Annotated in this window: 14 protein-coding genes and 1 pseudogene; 11 read left to right on the plus strand and 4 right to left on the minus strand. The window is 73.8% G+C overall.

The window, feature by feature from the left end:
- Positions 1-108 precede the first annotated feature (108 nt).
- A complete protein-coding gene (locus tag ACFYUS_RS30015; RefSeq protein ID WP_388858866.1) occupies positions 109-2502 on the minus strand; it encodes a SulP family inorganic anion transporter in 2394 nt (797 codons plus the stop codon).
- Positions 2503-2779: 277 nt separating this feature from the next.
- On the opposite strand from ACFYUS_RS30015, the gene ACFYUS_RS30020 reads away from it, so the two are divergent.
- The gene (locus ACFYUS_RS30020) at positions 2780-4087 is read left to right on the plus strand and encodes a hypothetical protein (protein WP_388858869.1); all 1308 of its coding nucleotides are present in this window, start codon (positions 2780-2782) and stop codon (positions 4085-4087) included.
- Between the two features lie 93 nt (positions 4088-4180).
- Here the strand turns inward: ACFYUS_RS30020 and ACFYUS_RS30025 are convergent, their stop codons facing one another.
- A complete protein-coding gene (locus ACFYUS_RS30025) occupies positions 4181-5167 on the minus strand; it encodes an ATP-binding protein (protein ID WP_388858872.1) in 987 nt (328 codons plus the stop codon).
- Positions 5168-5269: 102 nt separating this feature from the next.
- Between ACFYUS_RS30025 and ACFYUS_RS30030 the strand changes: the two genes are divergently transcribed.
- Positions 5270-6109 carry an oxidoreductase gene (locus ACFYUS_RS30030; protein ID WP_388858875.1) on the plus strand — a complete coding sequence of 280 codons (840 nt, stop codon included), beginning with the start codon at positions 5270-5272 and terminating at the stop codon, positions 6107-6109.
- A gap of 687 nt (positions 6110-6796) precedes the next feature.
- On the opposite strand, the gene ACFYUS_RS30035 is transcribed toward ACFYUS_RS30030, so the two are convergent.
- Entirely contained in the window at positions 6797-7663 is an 867-nt protein-coding gene (locus ACFYUS_RS30035; RefSeq protein WP_388858877.1) for an HAD family hydrolase, read from the minus strand.
- A gap of 585 nt (positions 7664-8248) precedes the next feature.
- On the opposite strand from ACFYUS_RS30035, the gene ssd reads away from it, so the two are divergent.
- The 7 genes and pseudogenes from ssd to ACFYUS_RS30070 all read left to right on the plus strand — a co-directional run.
- Positions 8249-9319: a septum site-determining protein Ssd gene (gene ssd / locus ACFYUS_RS30040; protein ID WP_388858880.1), complete on the plus strand. Its 1071-nt coding sequence runs from the start codon at positions 8249-8251 to the stop codon at positions 9317-9319.
- The gene (locus tag ACFYUS_RS30045; protein ID WP_388858883.1) at positions 9316-10503 is read left to right on the plus strand and encodes a TadA family conjugal transfer-associated ATPase; all 1188 of its coding nucleotides are present in this window, start codon (positions 9316-9318) and stop codon (positions 10501-10503) included. Before ssd ends, ACFYUS_RS30045 begins: the two co-directional genes overlap by 4 nt.
- Positions 10500-11378: a type II secretion system F family protein gene (locus ACFYUS_RS30050; RefSeq protein WP_388858886.1), complete on the plus strand. Its 879-nt coding sequence runs from the start codon at positions 10500-10502 to the stop codon at positions 11376-11378. Before ACFYUS_RS30045 ends, ACFYUS_RS30050 begins: the two co-directional genes overlap by 4 nt.
- Entirely contained in the window at positions 11375-12142 is a 768-nt protein-coding gene (locus ACFYUS_RS30055) for a type II secretion system F family protein (protein WP_388858889.1), read from the plus strand. The genes ACFYUS_RS30050 and ACFYUS_RS30055 overlap by 4 nt, the downstream gene beginning before the upstream one ends.
- A 76-nt stretch (positions 12143-12218) precedes the next feature.
- Complete coding sequence (locus ACFYUS_RS30060; protein ID WP_388858892.1) at positions 12219-12425, plus strand: DUF4244 domain-containing protein; 207 nt, start codon at positions 12219-12221, stop codon at positions 12423-12425.
- The gene (locus ACFYUS_RS30065) at positions 12412-12768 is read left to right on the plus strand and encodes a TadE family type IV pilus minor pilin (RefSeq protein ID WP_388858895.1); all 357 of its coding nucleotides are present in this window, start codon (positions 12412-12414) and stop codon (positions 12766-12768) included. The genes ACFYUS_RS30060 and ACFYUS_RS30065 overlap by 14 nt, the downstream gene beginning before the upstream one ends.
- Before the next feature lie 47 nt (positions 12769-12815).
- Positions 12816-13055: pseudogene (locus ACFYUS_RS30070) on the plus strand (Rv3654c family TadE-like protein); the annotation flags it as partial.
- Between the two features lie 40 nt (positions 13056-13095).
- Here the strand turns inward: ACFYUS_RS30070 and ACFYUS_RS30075 are convergent.
- Positions 13096-15720: a DEAD/DEAH box helicase gene (locus tag ACFYUS_RS30075; RefSeq protein WP_388858898.1), complete on the minus strand. Its 2625-nt coding sequence runs from the start codon at positions 15718-15720 to the stop codon at positions 13096-13098.
- 80 nt (positions 15721-15800) lie between these two features.
- Between ACFYUS_RS30075 and ACFYUS_RS30080 the strand changes: the two genes are divergently transcribed.
- Both ACFYUS_RS30080 and ACFYUS_RS30085 read left to right on the plus strand, forming a co-directional pair.
- Complete coding sequence (locus ACFYUS_RS30080) at positions 15801-16154, plus strand: STAS domain-containing protein (protein ID WP_015034520.1); 354 nt, start codon at positions 15801-15803, stop codon at positions 16152-16154.
- Positions 16155-16169: 15 nt separating this feature from the next.
- Entirely contained in the window at positions 16170-16628 is a 459-nt protein-coding gene (locus ACFYUS_RS30085) for an ATP-binding protein (RefSeq protein ID WP_351177214.1), read from the plus strand.
- Positions 16629-16797 lie beyond the last annotated feature (169 nt).

Below are 16797 nucleotides of genomic sequence, written 5' to 3' on the forward strand. Positions count from 1 at the left end.
CCAGGAAATTGGTTTAGACCTATGAGCGGCCTGGCGTGCGGTGGCCCCTTCTTCCCGAGCGGTGGAAGAAGGGGCCACACAGTCTCACGGCCGGCCGGAGCGGAAGGTTCAGGACGCGCGCGCCGTTTCGAGGGGGTCCGTCGGCATGACCTGGGTGAAGACGTCGTCGTAGCTGTGCACCTCGTCCGTCCCGGAGAGGAGGTACGCCTGCGCCTCGCCCACGTGGAAGTACACGCCGTGCAGCGTGAGCGTGCCCTCGGCGAGCCGGCGCGCGACCGGCTCGTACGCCCTCAGGTGCTCCAATTGCTGGACCACATTGGTCAGGCAGAGCTGCTCGACCGCGTCGGCCGGCAGGCGCCCGGAGATCCGGGCCCAGGCGTGGCGCCGGCTCGCCATCCGCTCCAGGCTGGGCCTGCCGTGGCGCAGCCAGCGGCGGAGCGGGGTCGGCGGGTCGTCCGGGCTGCCGTTGAGCAGGGCCTGCATCGCGCCGCAGCCGGAGTGGCCGCAGACGGTGATCGACGCGACCCGCAGCACCTCCACCGCGTACTCGATCGCCGCCGCCACCGAGTCGTCCCCGCTCTCCTCGCCGGGCAGCGGCACGAGATTGCCGACGTTGCGCACGGTGAAGAGGTCGCCGGGGCCGCTGGAGGTGATCATGCTGGTGACGAGCCGGGAGTCGGCGCAGGTCAGGAAGAGCTGCGAGGGCCGCTGCCCCTCCCGGGCGAGCCGCGCGAGCTCGTCCCGCACGAGCGGGGCGGTGTTCCGCTGGAACTTGCCGATGCCGCTCGCCAGGTGCAGCCCCTTCGTCGGTCTGGGCTCGGCCGACTCGGGGGCGCCGGGGGTGCCGGGCGTGTCGGTGGTGCCGGGTGTGTCGGCGGGCTTCTCCTCCCCGCACTGGTGGTTGTGCCACGGCGTCCAGGGGCGGCAGCAGGGGTGCGCGGCGGAGGCGGTGACGGGGGCGGGATCGGCGATCCGGACACCGGAGGGGCCGGTCGTCTCGACCGTCCCGCCGTGGGCGAGGTGCCCGGCGGTCCAGTCGTTCAGCGTCTCGTAGGCGGCGTGGTCCATGAAGGACCCGTCCAGCTCGACCACCACGTCGGAGCCCTGCGGCAGCTGGTGCAGGGCCCGGCTGAGCCGGGGCACGGCGAGGAAGGTCAGCTGGCCCCGGACGTGCAGCAGTTGGCGCCCGTCCCGCTCCTCGCGGGTGATCCGGGTGCGGGCCAGCCGGTGCAGGGCGACCGCGATCGCCACGGCGATGCCGAGGGCGACGCCCTCCAGGATGCCGAGGAGGACGACACCCGCCAGCGTCACCACGTAGACGACGACCTCGCGGTGGCGTGTGACCGTACGGATGTGGGTGATGCTCACCATCTGGATGCCGACCACCATGACGAGGGCGGCGAGCGCGGCCAGCGGGATCAGGTCGAGCAGCGGCACGAGCAGCAGGGCCGCGAGCACGATCCACAGGCCGTGCAGCATGGCCGAGGCGCGGCTCACCGCGCCCGCCGACACGTTGGCGACGCTGCGGACCGCGACCCCGGCGACCGGGAGGCCGCCGAGCGCCCCGGAGACCACGTTGGCCGCGCCCTGTCCGGCGAGCTCGCGGTCGAGGCGGGAGCGGGGCACGCCCTTGCCGCGGTCCGCGCGGGCGGCGACCAGCTTGTCGACCGCCACGGCCGACAGCAGTGACTGCACGCTGGTGACCAGGGTGATCGTGAGCACGCCCGCCGCGATGCCGAGGACCGGGCCCTCGGGCAGTCCGGGCAGCGCGTGACTGCTCCAGGACGGCAGGTCCACGCGGGGCACGGCGAGTCCGGCGAAGGCGGCCACGGCCGTCGCCCCGGCCACCGCGACGAGCGCGGCCGGAACCTTCCGCACGAGCCGCCCCGCGCGGCCCGGCAGCCGGGGCCAGCAGAGCAGCACGGCCACGGTGAGGGCGCTGATGGTCAGCGTGGCCGGGTGGGCGCGCGCCAACTGGGCGGGCAGGCCGAGGACGTTGTCGACGGGGGAGCTCTGCGGGGTGCCGCCGAGCACGATGTGGAGCTGGGCGAGGGCGATGGTGACGCCGATGCCGGCCAGCATGCCGTGCACGATCGCGGGCGAGACGGCGAGCGCCGAGCGGGCCACGCGCAGGGCGGACAGGGCGAGTTGGGTGAGGCCGGCGAGGACGGTGATGGCGCAGGTGGTGCGCCAGCCGTACCGCTGGATGAGCTCGGCGGTCACGACGGTGAGCCCGGCGGCGGGACCGCTCACCTGGAGCGGGGAGCCGCCGAAGCGGCCGGCGACGAGGCCGCCGACGGCGGCGGCGACCAGGCCGGACTGGAGCGGGGCTCCGGTGGCGAGTGCGATGCCGAGCGAGAGCGGCAGCGCGATCAGGAAGACGGCGACGGACGCGGAGAGGTCGGCGCCGGCGATGCGGAAGCGGCGCGGTCCCTCCGGTGGGCTGTGGGGCCGCTGGATCCGGGGCCGGTTGGTCGTGCGGGCAGGGGCGTAGAGGGTCATTCCCGTCTCCTCCGGGGCGGCGTGGTCGCGGCTCGTGCGGGGTGCAGCGGCGGGATTCCCGGCGAGGGCCCCAGAACAGGGGATCAACGCTCGGTAAATGGATCGTAATGGAGAGTAAAGACTGCGGCATTATTTTCAGGGCAAATAGGGCAATAATTCACCGGTTCCGGTGACAGAGCGTGCGTAAACCGGCTTGTCGTTGACGCTCTCCGGTCCTCGTGGTGCGACGTTGACGCCGCTTGTAGGGAAATCCGAGGATCTGAGGAAAGGTGCGCGGATGTCAGCCGCCCGCAGAACGACCACTGTCCGGAGGAAGGCGCTCACCGTCGGCGCCCTGACCCTCACCCTCGCCGCCGGCCTCGCAGGCTGCTCGGACTCCGGCGGCACCACCACGAAGGGCGCGCCGGGCGGCGTGGGCGCGGGCGCCAGGAAGGGGCCGGCCGCGGCCCCGCAGAGCGCGCCCCGGCTGATCGGCGACGGTTCGACCGCCTTCACCGGCGCCCAGCCCCACCAGCCCGTCTGGCACAGGCTCAAGCCCGGCGAGGCCCCGCCGCAGTTCGTGGTCTTCTCCTGGGACGGCGCGGGCGAGGACAGCCAGAAGCTGTTCTCCCACTTCCGCGCGGTGGGCAAGAAGTACGACGCCAAGATGACGTACTTCCTCAGCGGCGTGTACCTGCTGCCGGAGGAGAAGAAGGAGCTCTACGACCCGCCCCAGCACAGCCCCGGCCACTCCGACATCGGCTTCAACGACGTCGAGGGCATCCGCGCCACCGTCCGCGAACTGCGCGGCGCCTGGCAGGAGGGCAACGAGATCGGCACCCACTTCAACGGCCACTTCTGCGGCCCCGACGGCGGCGTCGGGAACTGGTCCGTCGAGGAGTGGAAGAGCGAGATCAACCAGGCCAAGTCCTTCGTCAAGAACTGGCGGACGAACGCGGGTCTGCGCACCGAGCAGCCGCTGCCCTTCGACTACGACAAGGAACTCGTCGGCGCCCGCACCCCCTGCCTGGAGGGCCGGAAGAACTTCGTCGAGGCGGCCTCGCAGATGGGCTTCCGCTACGACACCAGCGGCGTCAACGACCAGATCTGGCCCAAGAAGGACCGGGGCCTGTGGGACCTGTCGATGCAGCTCGTGCCCGTCCCGGGCCGCGCCTTCCAGACGCTCTCCATGGACTACAACTTCCTGGTGAACCAGTCCCCGGGCACGACCCAGGGCGACCCGTCCCAGCGCGAGTACTGGGGCGACCAGATGCGCGACGGCCTGGTGCAGGCCTTCGACCGCTCCTACAAGGGCAACCGGGCGCCGCTCATCATCGGCAACCATTTCGAGTCCTGGAACGGCGGCGTCTACATGCGCGCCGTCGAGGAGACCATCGCCACCGTCTGCGTGCGGAAGGACGTCAAGTGCGTCTCCTTCCGCCAGCTCGCCGACTGGCTCGACGCCCAGGACCCCGAAGTCCTCGCCAAGATGCGCACCCTGAAGGTCGGCGAGGCCCCGCAGGGCGGCTGGCAGACCTTCCTGTCGGCCCAGCCGCCCGCCGCCCCGGCGGGCGCACCCGCCGCCAAGCCGGCCGCACGGAGCTGAACCCTTCGTCCGGTACGAACCCTCCCGCGCGAACCCGGGGTCGACCCGCACGGCCGGGCCGACCCCGGCCCCTCTGGTCCTGCCCGGGTGTCCTCAGCCGAACTGCGGCACGGCGAGCGCCTCGTCCAGCACGAACCCGGGGTCGACCTGCGCCGCCAGATCGGCCCCGGTCTTCGCGTTGCCCCAGCTCTCCGCGTTGCGCAGGTGGAAGTGGACCATCTGGCGCGTGTAGCGCTCCCAGTCGCGATGGACGTACGAGTCGTCCGCCGCGTTCTGGAGGGCCTGGAGCGCCATGCGGTTCTCCGCCTCCAGAAGCTCGAAGCGCGGCGGACGGCCCTTCTCCATCGCGCGGACCCAGTCCGAGTGCCCCACCGTCACGAGCAGGTCCTCGCCCACCTCCTCGCGCAGGAAGTCGAGGTCGTCCTGGCCCTGCACCTTGTTGCCGACGACCTTCAGCGCCACGCCGAAGTCCCGTGCGTACTCCTTGTACTGGCGGTAGACCGAGACGCCCTTGCGGGTCGGCTCGGCGACCAGGAAGGTCATGTCGAAGCGGGTGAAGAGGCCCGAGGCGAACGAGTCCGAACCCGCCGTCATGTCGACGACCACGTACTCGTCGACCCCGTCGACCAGGTGGTTGAGGCAGAGCTCCACCGCCCCGACCTTCGAGTGGTAGCAGGAGACCCCGAGGTCCGACTCCGTGAAGGGGCCGGTCGCCATCAGCCGGATCTCGCCGTCGTCGAGCGGGACCGTGCGCGCGCACGCCTCGTACACCGGGTTGTCCTCGCGGACCCGCAGCAGCCGGGAACCCTCCCCGGGCGGCGTCGTCTTGATCATCGTGTCGGCGGAGGCGATCCGAGGATTGCTGCCCCGCAGGTACTCCTTGATGAGCGGCAGGTGCGCGCCCATCGCGGGCAGCGCGGCGGCCTCCGCCTCGGACAGACCGAGCGCGGCACCCAGGTGCTGGTTGATGTCGGCGTCGACGGCGACGACCGGTGCTTCGTTGGCGGCGAGGTGGCGGATGAAGAGCGAGGACAGCGTGGTCTTGCCGCTGCCGCCCTTCCCCACGAAAGCGATCTTCATGTTCACCTAGGGTAGTGGCACGATAGCGCCCCGTGGTCAAGGTGCGTGAAGAAGACCACTCCATCGTGGGGCGGGCCCCTGGGGCGCGTAGCCTCCCTACTTATGAGTACGCACGCCTCTGACCCCTTGGCCGCCCTCGGCTCCCTGCCGGGCGTCGCCGAAGCGGTGGACTCCGTACGCAAGGCCGTCGACCGGGTCTACGGCCACCGCGTGATGCGCCGCCGCAGCAACGAGATCTCCTCCGAGGCGGCCCTGCGCGGCGCGCGCGGCTCGGCCGCCCTGTCCGGGGCCGACTGGGCCCTGGAAGAGGTCCGCCGGCGCACCGACTTCAGCGCCGACGCCGAGGCCCGCACGGTCGGCGCCGCCCTGCGCCTCGGTGCCGAGGCCGGGCAGCTGCTCTCCATCTGGCGCCAGTCGCCGCTGCGCGTGCTCGCCCGCCTCCACCTGGTCGCGGCCGGGGACGTGGGCCTCCCGGGCGCCGGTGCCGGCGACTCCGTGGGCCGGCCCCGGCTGGACGGCGAGGCGGTCGACGAACCGCTGATCGACGCCCCGCTGCCGACGCCCGCCGAGGTCGCGGGCCGACTCGACGGGCTCGCCGAACTGATCGTCGCCGGCAGTGCCGCCCCGGCGCTCGTGATGGCCGCCGTGGTGCACGGCGAACTCCTCGCGCTCCGCCCCTTCACCTCGTACAACGGCCTGGTCGCGCGTGCGGCGGAGCGGATCGCGCTGGTCGGCAGCGGCCTCGACCCCAAGGCGATCTGCCCGGCCGAGGTCGGCCACGCCGAGCAGGGGCGGGCCGCGTACCTCGCCGCGTTCGAGGGGTACCTCTCGGGGACCCCGGACGGCGTGGGCGCCTGGATCGCACACTGCGGACGCTCGGTCGAACTGGGAGTCCGCGAGTCGACAGCCGTCTGCGAGGCCCTCCAGCGCGGCGCCGCCTGAGGATCTTGGGCCTCAGGGGACCCCGAGTCTCCGGAGTCTCCGGAGTCTCGGGTCTTCGGAGGCTTGGACCTTTGGGGATCCTGGGCTTTCGAGGGTCCTGGGCCTCCAGTGGTCCTGGACCCTCGGAGCGTGGGCCTTCGAGGTCCTGGGCCTTCGGGGGTCCTGGGCCTTCGGGAGTCCTGGGCCTTCGGGAGTCCGGGATCCTCGGGGGATCCCGGGTCTTCGGGGGGGCCTGGATCTTCAAGGGGGCCCGGACCTTCAGGAGGTTCTGGACCTTCAGGGATCCTGGACTTCCGAGGGGTTCGACCCTTTGAGGATTCCGGCCCTTCGGGGGGCGTGGGCCCTCGGGGGAGGGGTGGAGTCGGGGGTCAGGGCGCGGGGTCGGGTCCGGGCCCGGAATGGGTTGCGGCGGCACCAGTCCTGGTACCGCCGCTGGCACGTCCACCCAGTTACCAAGCGTCCTCGATATGTGCCCATCAGGCCGGGAACTTTGCCCGTGGCCTGGTGCGGCTGGCCCGTAATCGACGGGTCGACGTCGCGTGGGTGCCCGGTTTCAGTGCTAGGTCCGTGGGGCCTTCATGCTCAACAGGTGATCCTCTCGGATGTCCTCGGTCTCGCGGGCCTGATTCCTTTCTACTCCTGTCCGGGTGGAAGCGAAAGTGGTGGCTCCGCTTCTCGGTCGATCGCTCACATCCGGGCAAAGTCCCCGGCGAGCCGCTGGGTGAGGGCGGCTTGCCGGCGCCGGGACGCGTACCAGACGAGTCCGGCCCCGACGGCTGCCGCTCCCACCGCCGCCGCGGCGACGAGCGTGGGGCGGGGCGGCATCCGGAACTCCGGCAGCCGCTGCTTGAGACGCACCGGCTTGTCGAAGGCGAGGACGGGCCATTCCCGGGCCACGGCCTCACGGCGCAGCGTCCGGTCGGGATTGACCGCGTACGGGTGGCCGACGGCCTCCAGCATGGGGATGTCGGTCGCCGAATCGCTGTACGCGTAGCAGCGCGAGAGGTCGTAGCCCTCCGACTCCGCGAGCTCCCGTACGGCCTCCGCCTTCGTCGGACCGTAGGCGTAGTACTCCACCTCCCCGGTGAAGCACCCGTCCTCGCCGACGACCATCCGGGTGGCGACGACCCGGTCGGCGCCGAGCATCTCGCCGATCGGCTCGACGACCTCGGCACCGGAGGTCGAGACGATCACGACGTCGCGGCCCGCGGCGTGGTGTTCCTCGATGAGGGATGCCGCTTCGTCGTAGATGATCGGGTCGATCAGATCGTGGAGGGTCTCGGCGACGAGCTCCTTCACCTGGGCGACGTTCCAGCCTTTGCAGAGCGCGGAAAGATATTCACGCATCCGCTCCATCTGGTCGTGATCGGCTCCGCCCGCCAGGAAGACGAACTGGATGTAGGCCGTCCGCAGGGCGGCGCGGCGGCTGATCAGTCCGCCCCGGTAGAAGGACTTGCTGAAGGTCAGCGTCGATGACTTCGCAATGACCGTCTTGTCCAGGTCAAAGAAGGCGGCTGTGCGCGGCAAGGAGTGGTTTTCCACAAGCCCGAGCATAGGTGCCCGCCATTCGGCGTACGCTGGGGCGCGTGGGTTTGCCTGAGAAGGCTCTCGGGTACACCATGGAAGTCACGGATCGTTCGCGACCGTGCTAACCCGGTCCGGCTCCTCCCCCCCCGAGTCGGCCGGAGAGACGACCCCCGCTCTCCCCCCCGGCGGGGGTCGTCGCATGTCCGGAGCCGTTTTGGCTCTGCGCTCCATCCTCCACTCCCTTCCTTCTGCATGTCGGTCATGAGCTGACCGAGGCCCCGCCCGGCTCTCGATCCATCACTCACAGTAATCGGCGGGCTGCGTTCCGGACAGTCCCCGGAGGAGTGGCGGAGTTATTCACAGCCCCTCGCTTATCCACAGTTTTTCGGCAAGATCGGCACGATTTCCGGGATGGCCCCACGGTGATTCCTGTCGCGAAGTTCGCGGACGACAGGAATCACGAGAGGGGTGTGCACCGTGGAGACTTCCAGGACTTCCGGGGTCGGGGGTACGACACGTGGGCCGGCGGCGTGGGCACGGAACCTGAGGGGACCGGAGTCGCGGGGGGCAGGAAGGCGGGGGACAGAGGTACGGGGAGCGGGCTCGCCGGCGGTGGAAGGGCCGCGCCGGGCCGGGCCGCTGATCGTCACCGAGGACCTCGGGCTGCTCGACGACCTCCTGCGGCTGTGCGCCGCGGCCGGGGTCGAGCCCGAGGTCCACCACCGGGTGCCGGAGCGACGGGCGAGCTGGACCGACCCCCCGCTCGTCCTGGTCGGCGACGACGCCGCGGCCCGCTGCCGGGGAGCGGTGCGCCGGCCGGGGACCCTCCTCGTCGGCCGTGACCGGGACGATCCGGAGCTGTGGCGGCTGGCGGTCGAGATCGGCGCGGAGAGCGTGCTGAGCCTTCCGGACGCCGAGAGCTTCCTCGTCGACCGCCTCGCCGACGCGGCCGAGGGCGCGGACCGGCCGGCGCTGACCGTCGGCGTCGTGGGTGGCAGGGGCGGCGCGGGAGCCTCCACCCTGGCGTGCGGTCTCGCACTGGCCGCCGCGAGGGCCGGGCACCGCACGCTGCTCGTCGACGGCGACCCGCTGGGCGGAGGGCTCGACGTGTTGCTCGGCGGTGAACGCGAGGAGGGCAGACGATGGCCCGACTTCGCCGCCTCCAAGGGCCGCCTGGCCGGCGGCGCCCTGGACGATTCCCTGCCGTCGGTGCGCGGGGTACGGGTGCTCAGCTGGGGCCGGGAGCCGGCGGCGCCGGTGCCGCCCGAGGCCGTGCGGTCCGTGCTCGCCGCCGCACGCCGCCGGGGCGGGGCCGTCGTGGTCGACCTGCCGCGCGGGGCCGACCCTTCGGTCACCGAGGCCCTGGCACAGCTCGACCTCGGGTTGCTCGTCGTCCCCGGGGAGTTGAGGGCCGTCGCGGCCGCCCACCGGATGGTCTCGACGATCGGCCCGGCCGTGCGCGACCTGCGCGCCGTGGTCCGCGGGCCGTACGCGTCGGGGCTCGACGAGCGATGGGTCGCCGACGCGCTGCGGCTTCCGCTCGCCGGTGAACTCCCCTACGACCCGGGGATCGTGGCCGACCAGGACGCGGGGGTGCCGCCGGGCGCCGAGCCCCGGGGCCCCCTCGGCCGGTTCTGCACCGCCTTCTGGGAGCGCGCCCTCATGCCCGGCGGTGCGGCATGACCGGGGCAGGGGGCGCGGCCTGGAGCGAGGGCGGCGGAGCGGGGCTCCTCGACGCCGTGCGGCAGCGGCTCGCGGCGAGCGGGGCCGAGCCCACCCCGGCGCGCGTGGCGGCGGCGCTGCGGGCCCAGGGCAGGCTGCTCGGCGACGCGGAAGTGCTCGGCGCGGCCGAGGAGCTGAGGTGCGAGCTGATCGGCACCGGTCCGCTGGAGCCGCTGCTCGCCGACCCGGCGGTCACCGACGTCCTGGTCTCCGCACCCGACCGGGTGTGGGTGGACAGGGGCGCCGGTCTCGAACGGGCCCCGGTGTCCTTCCCGGACGCCGCCGCCGTCCGCCGGCTCGCGCAGCGGCTCGCCGCGGTGGCCGGGCGCAGGCTCGACGACGCCCGGCCCTGGGTCGACGCCCGGCTCCCCGACGGCACCCGGATGCACGCGGTACTGCCGCCGGTCGCGGTCGGCTCGACCTGCCTGTCGCTGAGGGTGGTCCGCCCGCGCGCCTTCTCCCTGGAGGAACTGGTCGCGGCGGGCACCGTTCCGCCGGACGGAGCCCCGATCCTCCGGGCCCTGATCGACGCCCGCGTGTCGTACCTCGTCAGCGGCGGCACCGGGACGGGCAAGACCACGCTCCTCGCCTCGCTCCTGGGGCTCGTCGGGGAGCGGGAGCGGATCGTGCTCGCCGAGGACTCGGCGGAGCTGCGACCGGACCACCCGCACGTGGTGCGCCTGGAGGCACGGCCGGCGAACCAGGAGGGCGCCGGGCTCGTCACCCTGCGGGACCTGGTCCGTCAGGCGCTGCGGATGCGTCCCGACCGGCTGGTGGTCGGCGAGGTCAGGGGCGGCGAGGCGGTGGACCTGCTGGCCGCTCTCAACACGGGCCACGAAGGCGGTTGTGGAACTGTCCATGCCAATACGGCGGCGGACGTGCCCGCGCGGCTCGAAGCCCTGGGGACGGCGGCCGGGCTCGACCGGGCCGCCCTGCACAGCCAACTGGGCGCGGGTCTGTCGATCGTGCTGCACGTCGTACGGGACTGGGACGGGCGGCGGCGGATCGCCGAGGTGCACGTCCTGGAGCGGGACCGGGACGGTCTGGTCCGGACCGTCCCGGCGTTGCGGCGGGGCGCGGCCGGGTTCGAGCGGGAGCGGGGCTGGGAGCGGCTGAGGTCACTGATCGGAGGGGGAGCGCGGTGACGCTGGAACTGGTCCAGGTGCGGGGGGCGGCACACGGGGCGGCGGCGCTCTGCGCGGTGCTCGCCCTGTGGTGGGCGGCCGAGCGGCGGCGCGGTGCGGGCCGGGCGCGGGCGGTGCTCGCCGGCGGAGCGCCCGGAGGACGAGGCGGTGGGGAGTGGCCGGCGGCGGCCGCGCGGTGGTGGGCCGTGCTGAGGGAGCGGCGCGCATGGCTGTGCCTTCCGGTGGCGGGAGTTCTCGCTCTCCTCGGCGAGTCACCACTGCCGTTGATGGCGGGGGCGCTCGCGGTGCCCCTCGTGGGACGGCGGCTGCGGGCCGCCGGGCGAAGAAAGGAACGGGAGGCGCGGGCCGAGCGGGTGGTGGCCCTGTGCGGGGCGGTTGTCGGGGAGCTGAGGGCCGGCTGGCAGCCCGCGCAGGCGCTGTCCTTCGCGGCCCGGGAGACGGGCGCGCTCGGCAGCGCGGAGGCGCCGGTCCTCGCGGCGGCCCGGTTCGGCGGGGACGTACCGGAGGCACTGCGGCGGGCGGCCCGGCAGGACGGTGCCGACGGGCTCGCAGGCATGGCGGCCTGCTGGCAGGTGGCCGTGGACGGAGGCGCGGGCCTGGCCGCCGGACTCGACCGGCTGGAGGCCGCCCTGCGGGACCACCGCGAGCAGCGCGACCGCCTGCGGGCCGAACTGGCTGGCGCCTGGGCCACGGTGACCGTCCTCGCGCTGCTCCCGGCGGCCGGACTCGCCCTCGGCGCCGCTCTGGGCGCCGACCCGCTGCGGGTGCTGCTGCACACACCGGCCGGCCTGGGCTGCCTGGCCGTGGGCGGGGCGCTGGAGGCGGCCGGACTGTGGTGGGCCGCGCGGATCGTACGAGGAGGGGAACGGGCGTGACACCGGACGTCGTTCGGGTGGTGGGCTTCCTGGCCCTGGCGGTGGTCGTGTGTGCCCAGGGCGCCCTGGAGGTGCTGCGCGGGCTGCGGGCGCGCCGGACGCGACGGCGAGCGGGAGTCCTTCTCCCGAGGCCGGAACCGCACCCCCGGGAGGCCCGAGGCATGCTGCCGCCGTGGACGGGGCTCTGGCTGCCGCCTCTCGCGGGGGTCGGCATCGGCTGGGTGCTGCTCGGCGGGGTCGGCGGCTTGTGCGCCGGGGTCCTGATGGCTGCGGGCGTGAGATGGCGGGCCGCGAGGAGGGCTCTGTCATCCGTCGGCGACGAGGAGGCGGCGCTTCATCTTCCGCTCGCGGCCGATCTGTTGGCGGCCTGCGCCGCCTCCGGAGCCGGGCCCGGTGCGGCGGCGGAGGCGGTGGGCCGGTCACTCGGCGGACCGCTCGGCGAGCGCCTGACCCGTACGGCCGCAGAACTGCGGCTCGGCGGCGAACCGGCCGAGGTGTGGGGGAGGTTCGGCGCGATACCGGGCGCCGAAGGACTGGCCCGCTGCATGGAGCGGGCCGGTTCCTCGGGCGCGCCGGCGGCGGAGGCCGTCGCCCGGCACGCGACCGCCCTCCGTGCCACCCGTGCCCGCGCCGCGGCGGCCCGGGCGCGCCGGGCCCAGGTCCTGATCAGCGCGCCCGTGGGGCTCTGCTTCCTGCCCGCCTTCCTCGCGGTGGGAGTGGCCCCGGTGGTGATCGGCCTCGCGGCGGGGCTGCTGGACGGATGAACGCGACGGATGAAAACGACGGACGACAAGAGCGAACACACGACAAGGCCCGGCAGGGCCGGACGAGGAGGTCGGTATGGCGGTCAAGGTGTGGCTGCGCGGCTGGTGGACGGCGCGACGGACGGCCGCGCGCCGCGACGCGGGGATGACGACGTCCGAGTACGCGGTGGGGACGATCGCCGCGGCGGCGTTCGCCGCGGTGCTCTACAAGATCGTGACCAGCGGGGCGGTCTCGGGAGCTCTGGAGTCGGTGATCGGGAAGGCCCTCGATGCGCCGTTCTGACCGGGGGTTCGTGACCGTGGAGGCGGCGATGGTCCTGCCTGTCCTCGCGCTGCTCACGGTGACCCTGCTCTGGGCGCTGGCCGCGGCCGCCGCGCAGATCCGGTGCGTGGACGCGGCACGGGCGGGGGCGAGGGCGGCGGCCCGCTCGGAACCGGTGGCCTCCGCCGAGGCGACCGCCCGGGCCGCCGCGCCCGAGGGGGCTCGGGTGTCGGTCGCGCGGGAGGGCGACCTGTGGCGGGTGACGGTGGAGGCGGCGGCCCCGGGCCCCCGGGGCATGGGCGTCACCCTGAGAGCCGGCGCTGCGGCCCTCGCCGAGGACGCGGTGGACGGGGGAACGCCGTGACGGGTCGGAAGGCCGGCCGCGGTGGTGATGACCGTGGGGCGGCGACCGTGTGGGCCGCGTTCGGGGCGTGCGCGTTGTGCGTGGTGTTCGGGGTGGTGCTCGCGCTGGGACAGGCGGTGGCGGCCAGACACCGGGCCGGCGGGGCCGCCGACCTGGCCGCCCTCGCCGCCGCCGACCGGGCCCTGTGGGGCGAGGCCGAGGCGTGCGACGCGGCCTCCCGGGTGGCCGCCGCGCAGGGCGCCGAGCTGGCGCGGTGCGTGGTCGTGGTGCGGGACGGCACCGCGGAGGTGACCGCCAGGGTCGTGCGCGGCCCGTACCGGCCGGAGGTCAGGTCGCGGGCGGGTCCTCCGGGACGGCCTCCGTCGCCGGGGCCTGAGAGGGCTCCGGAGGGGGCGCCGGAACCAGTTCCTGAGAAGGGCCCTGAACCGGGTCCTGAGAGGGGTCTGGAGCCGGTTGTTCCTGGGAGGGGGCCCGGGTCGGTTCCTGGGAGGGAGCCGGGGTCGGTTCCGGGGGCTGCCTCAGGAGTTCCGTGAGGAGGCGGACGGCGCCGCGCTTGTGGAGCGGGTCGTTGCCGTTGCCGCACTTCGGGGACTGGATGCAGGAGGGGCAGCCGGCCTCGCACTCGCAGGAGGCGATGGCCTCCCGGGTGGCTGTCAGCCAGGCGCGGGCGGTGTGGAAGGCGCGCTCGGCGAAGCCGGCGCCTCCCGGGTGCCCGTCGTACACGAAGACGGTGGGCAGCAGGGTGTCGGGATGGAGCGGTACGGAGACGCCGCCGATGTCCCAGCGGTCGCAGGTGGCGAACAGCGGCAGCATGCCGATGGAGGCGTGCTCGGCGGCGTGCAGGGCGCCGCCGAGGATCTCGGGGGTGATCCGGGCGGCGTCGAGCTGGTCCTCGGTGACCGTCCACCACACGGCCCGGGTGCGCAGGGTGCGGGGCGGCAGGTCGAGCTTGGTCTCGCCGAGCACCTCGCCGGTGATCAGACGGCGGCGGAGGAAGGAGACGACCTGGTTGGTGACCTCGACGGAGCCGTAGCAGAGGCGGCCGGCTCCCCAGGGGATCTCGGTGTCGGTTTCGAGGACGGAGATGGAGGTGGTGTCGCGGGCGGTGGTGGAGTACGGGGGGACGGCCTCCTCGACGAGGGCCACGGAGTCCTTGAGGTCGAGTTCCCGCACCAGATAGGTGCGGCCCTGGTGGAGGTGGACGGCGCCCTCGTGGACGGTGGTGTGGGAGGCGGCCTCGTCGACCGTGCCGAGGAGGCGGCCTGTGCCGGCCTCCACGATCCGGACGGGGCTGCCGCCGCCGCCCCGGATGTCGGTGAGGTCGGCGGCCCGTTCGCGGCGGGTCCAGTACCAGCCGGTGGAGCGGCGGCGCAGCAGGCCGGCGCCTTCCAGCTGGGGGAGCAGGCCGGGCACGGCCGGGCCGAAGAGGGCCAGGTCCGGTTCGGTCAGCGGGAGCTCCGCGGCGGCGGCGCACAGATGGGGGGCGAGGACGTAGGGGTTGTCGGGGTCCAGGACGGTCGTCTCGACCGGCTGGTCGAAGATCGCCTCCGGGTGGTGGACGAGGAAGGTGTCCAGCGGGTCGTCCCGGGCGACCAGGATCGCGAGGGCGCCCTCGCCCGAGCGGCCGGCGCGGCCCGCCTGCTGCCACAGGGAGGCCCGGGTGCCCGGGTAGCCGGCGATCAGGACGGCGTCCAGGCCGGAGACGTCCACGCCCAGTTCCAGGGCGGTCGTGGCGGCCAGGCCGAGGAGCTCGCCGGAGTGCAGGGCCCGTTCCAGACCGCGGCGCTCCTCGGGCAGGTAGCCGCCCCGGTAGGCGGCGACGCGGCGGGCGAGCGCGCGGTCGGTCTCGGCCAGCCGTTCCTGGGCGATCACCGAGATCAGCTCGGCGCCGCGCCGGGAGCGGACGAAGGCGACCGAGCGGACGCCCTGCCGGGTCAGGTCGGTCAGCAGGTCCGCGGTCTCGGCGGTGGCGGTGCGGCGGACGGGCGCGCCGCGCTCGCCGTGCAGCTCGGTCAGCGGCGGCTCCCACAGGGCGAAGACCAGTTCGCCGCGCGGGGAGGCGTCGTCGGAGACCTCGGTGACCGGCAGGCCCGTGAGGCGGCCGGCGGCCAGGGCGGGTTCGGCGGAGGTGGCCGAGGCGAGGAGGAAGACCGGTTCGGAGCCGTACCGGGCGCAGATCCGGCGCAGGCGGCGCAGCACCTGGGCGACGTGGGAGCCGAAGACGCCCCGGTAGGTGTGGCACTCGTCGATCACGACGTAGCGCAGGGAGCGCAGGAAGGAGGACCACCTGGGGTGGGAGGGGAGTATGCCCCGGTGCAGCATGTCGGGGTTGGTCAGGACGTAGTTCGCGTACTGCCGGACCCACTCGCGCTCCTCGACGGGCGTGTCGCCGTCGTAGACGGCGGGGCGGATCCGGTTGCCGAGCGGGGCGGCCAGTTCCCGCACGGCGCGTCGCTGGTCGGCGGCGAGGGCCTTGGTGGGCGCCAGGTAGAGGGCGGTGGTGCCTCGGCCGTTCGGGGCCTCCGAGCCGTCCAGGAGGGTGCTGAGGACCGGGGCGAGGTAGGCGAGCGACTTGCCCGAGGCGGTGCCTGTGGCGATCACCACGGACTCGCCGTCCAGGGCGTGCTCGGCGGCCTCCGCCTGGTGGGCCCAGGGGTGCTCGATGCCGGCCGCCTGGATCGCCGCGATCACCTCGGGACGGATGCGGTGCGGCCAGACGGCATGACGGCCCTCCCGGGCGGGCATGTGCTCCGTATGAGTGATGCGCGCGGCCCGGCTCTCGCCCGAGGAGAGCCGGTCGAGGACCATGCCGGGAGAGGGGCGACTGCCCGTTTCCCCGGCCGGACGACGGGGGCGGTGATTCTTGGCCATCGGCACCGAGTGTGTCACTGCCATGACGGACAATGCTTCCAAGGCGTCGTGCATGGCTGCTGGTAAGTGATTGAATGCCATCGCGGCTGGCGTTCCGTTCCTCGGCTCCGCCCCGGAGACCCGAGGGGACGATCGCCCGATAGCAAGGTGCTGGAGGATCCGTGGACCTGTCCCTGTCGACTCGCAATGTGTCCGGCGCTGGTGGTGACCGTACGGTCGTCGAGGTCGGTGGCGAGATTGATGTGTATACCGCGCCCAAGCTGCGCGAGCAGTTGGTCGAGTTGGTGAACGACGGCAGCTACCACCTGGTCGTCGACATGGAGGGCGTGGACTTCCTCGACTCCACCGGCCTCGGTGTGCTTGTCGGCGGCCTGAAGCGCGTGCGCGCGCACGAGGGCTCGCTGCGTCTGGTCTGCAACCAGGAGCGCATTCTCAAGATTTTCCGGATCACGGGTCTCACCAAGGTGTTCCCGATCCACACCTCGGTCGACGAGGCCGTCAACGCCGTCGACTGAGCCCAGGGGGTTCGCATGGCCACCGTTGAACTCCGTTTCAGCGCTCAGCCCGAGCACGTCCGCACGGCCCGCCTGGTGGCGGCCGCGGTCGCGCGCCGGGCGGGGGTGGACGAGGCCGTCCTCGACGAGGTGCGTCTCGCTGTCGGTGAGGCCTGTTCCCGTGCGGTCGGGCTGCATCGCAGCAACGACGTCACGACCCCCATCAGGGTCGTCCTGACCGAGGAGGAGAAGACGTTCTCCATCGAGGTCGGCGACGAGGTGCCGGGTGCGGGGGTGGCGGCGGCCGATGCCGCCGGCGTCCCCGGCGCGCGGGCCGCGGCCCCGGCCGAGGACTTCGACGACGCCGGCGGCGAGGACGAGATGGGGCTCGCGGTGATCCGCGGGCTCGTCGACGACGTCGAGGTGAGCGCCGGCGAGGACGGCGGCACCATCCGGATGAGCTGGCCGGTGAGCTCGGCGGACGTCCTGTCCTGAGCCGTACACGCGTGAAGAGAAGAGGGCCCCCCACGCGGGGGCGCCTCCCGTTGCCCGGGGGCCGCGCGCCCGCGCCGGGGGGGCGCGCCCCCGGGGCGGGGGGGCGCGCGCCAGAGCCGGGGGGCCCAGGCCGGGGGGGGGGTGGCGCCCACGCCCCGGGGGGGGGGGC

The sequence above is a fragment of the Streptomyces sp. NPDC004284 genome (assembly GCF_042874035.1).
Lineage (GTDB): Bacteria > Actinomycetota > Actinomycetes > Streptomycetales > Streptomycetaceae > Streptomyces.

What these genes read in the sequence shown, in the direction of transcription:
- ACFYUS_RS30015 (WP_388858866.1), bottom strand. Translation starts at nt 2,502, where the DNA reads ATGACCCTCTACGCCCCTGCCCGCACGACCAACCGGCCCCGGATCCAG.
- ACFYUS_RS30020 (WP_388858869.1), top strand. Translation starts at nt 2,780, where the DNA reads ATGTCAGCCGCCCGCAGAACGACCACTGTCCGGAGGAAGGCGCTCACC.
- ACFYUS_RS30025 (WP_388858872.1), bottom strand. Translation starts at nt 5,167, where the DNA reads ATGAAGATCGCTTTCGTGGGGAAGGGCGGCAGCGGCAAGACCACGCTG.
- ACFYUS_RS30030 (WP_388858875.1), top strand. Translation starts at nt 5,270, where the DNA reads ATGAGTACGCACGCCTCTGACCCCTTGGCCGCCCTCGGCTCCCTGCCG.
- ACFYUS_RS30035 (WP_388858877.1), bottom strand. Translation starts at nt 7,663, where the DNA reads ATGCTCGGGCTTGTGGAAAACCACTCCTTGCCGCGCACAGCCGCCTTC.
- ACFYUS_RS30045 (WP_388858883.1), top strand. Translation starts at nt 9,316, where the DNA reads ATGACCGGGGCAGGGGGCGCGGCCTGGAGCGAGGGCGGCGGAGCGGGG.
- ACFYUS_RS30060 (WP_388858892.1), top strand. Translation starts at nt 12,219, where the DNA reads ATGGCGGTCAAGGTGTGGCTGCGCGGCTGGTGGACGGCGCGACGGACG.
- ACFYUS_RS30065 (WP_388858895.1), top strand. Translation starts at nt 12,412, where the DNA reads ATGCGCCGTTCTGACCGGGGGTTCGTGACCGTGGAGGCGGCGATGGTC.
- ACFYUS_RS30075 (WP_388858898.1), bottom strand. Translation starts at nt 15,720, where the DNA reads ATGGCATTCAATCACTTACCAGCAGCCATGCACGACGCCTTGGAAGCA.
- ACFYUS_RS30085 (WP_351177214.1), top strand. Translation starts at nt 16,170, where the DNA reads ATGGCCACCGTTGAACTCCGTTTCAGCGCTCAGCCCGAGCACGTCCGC.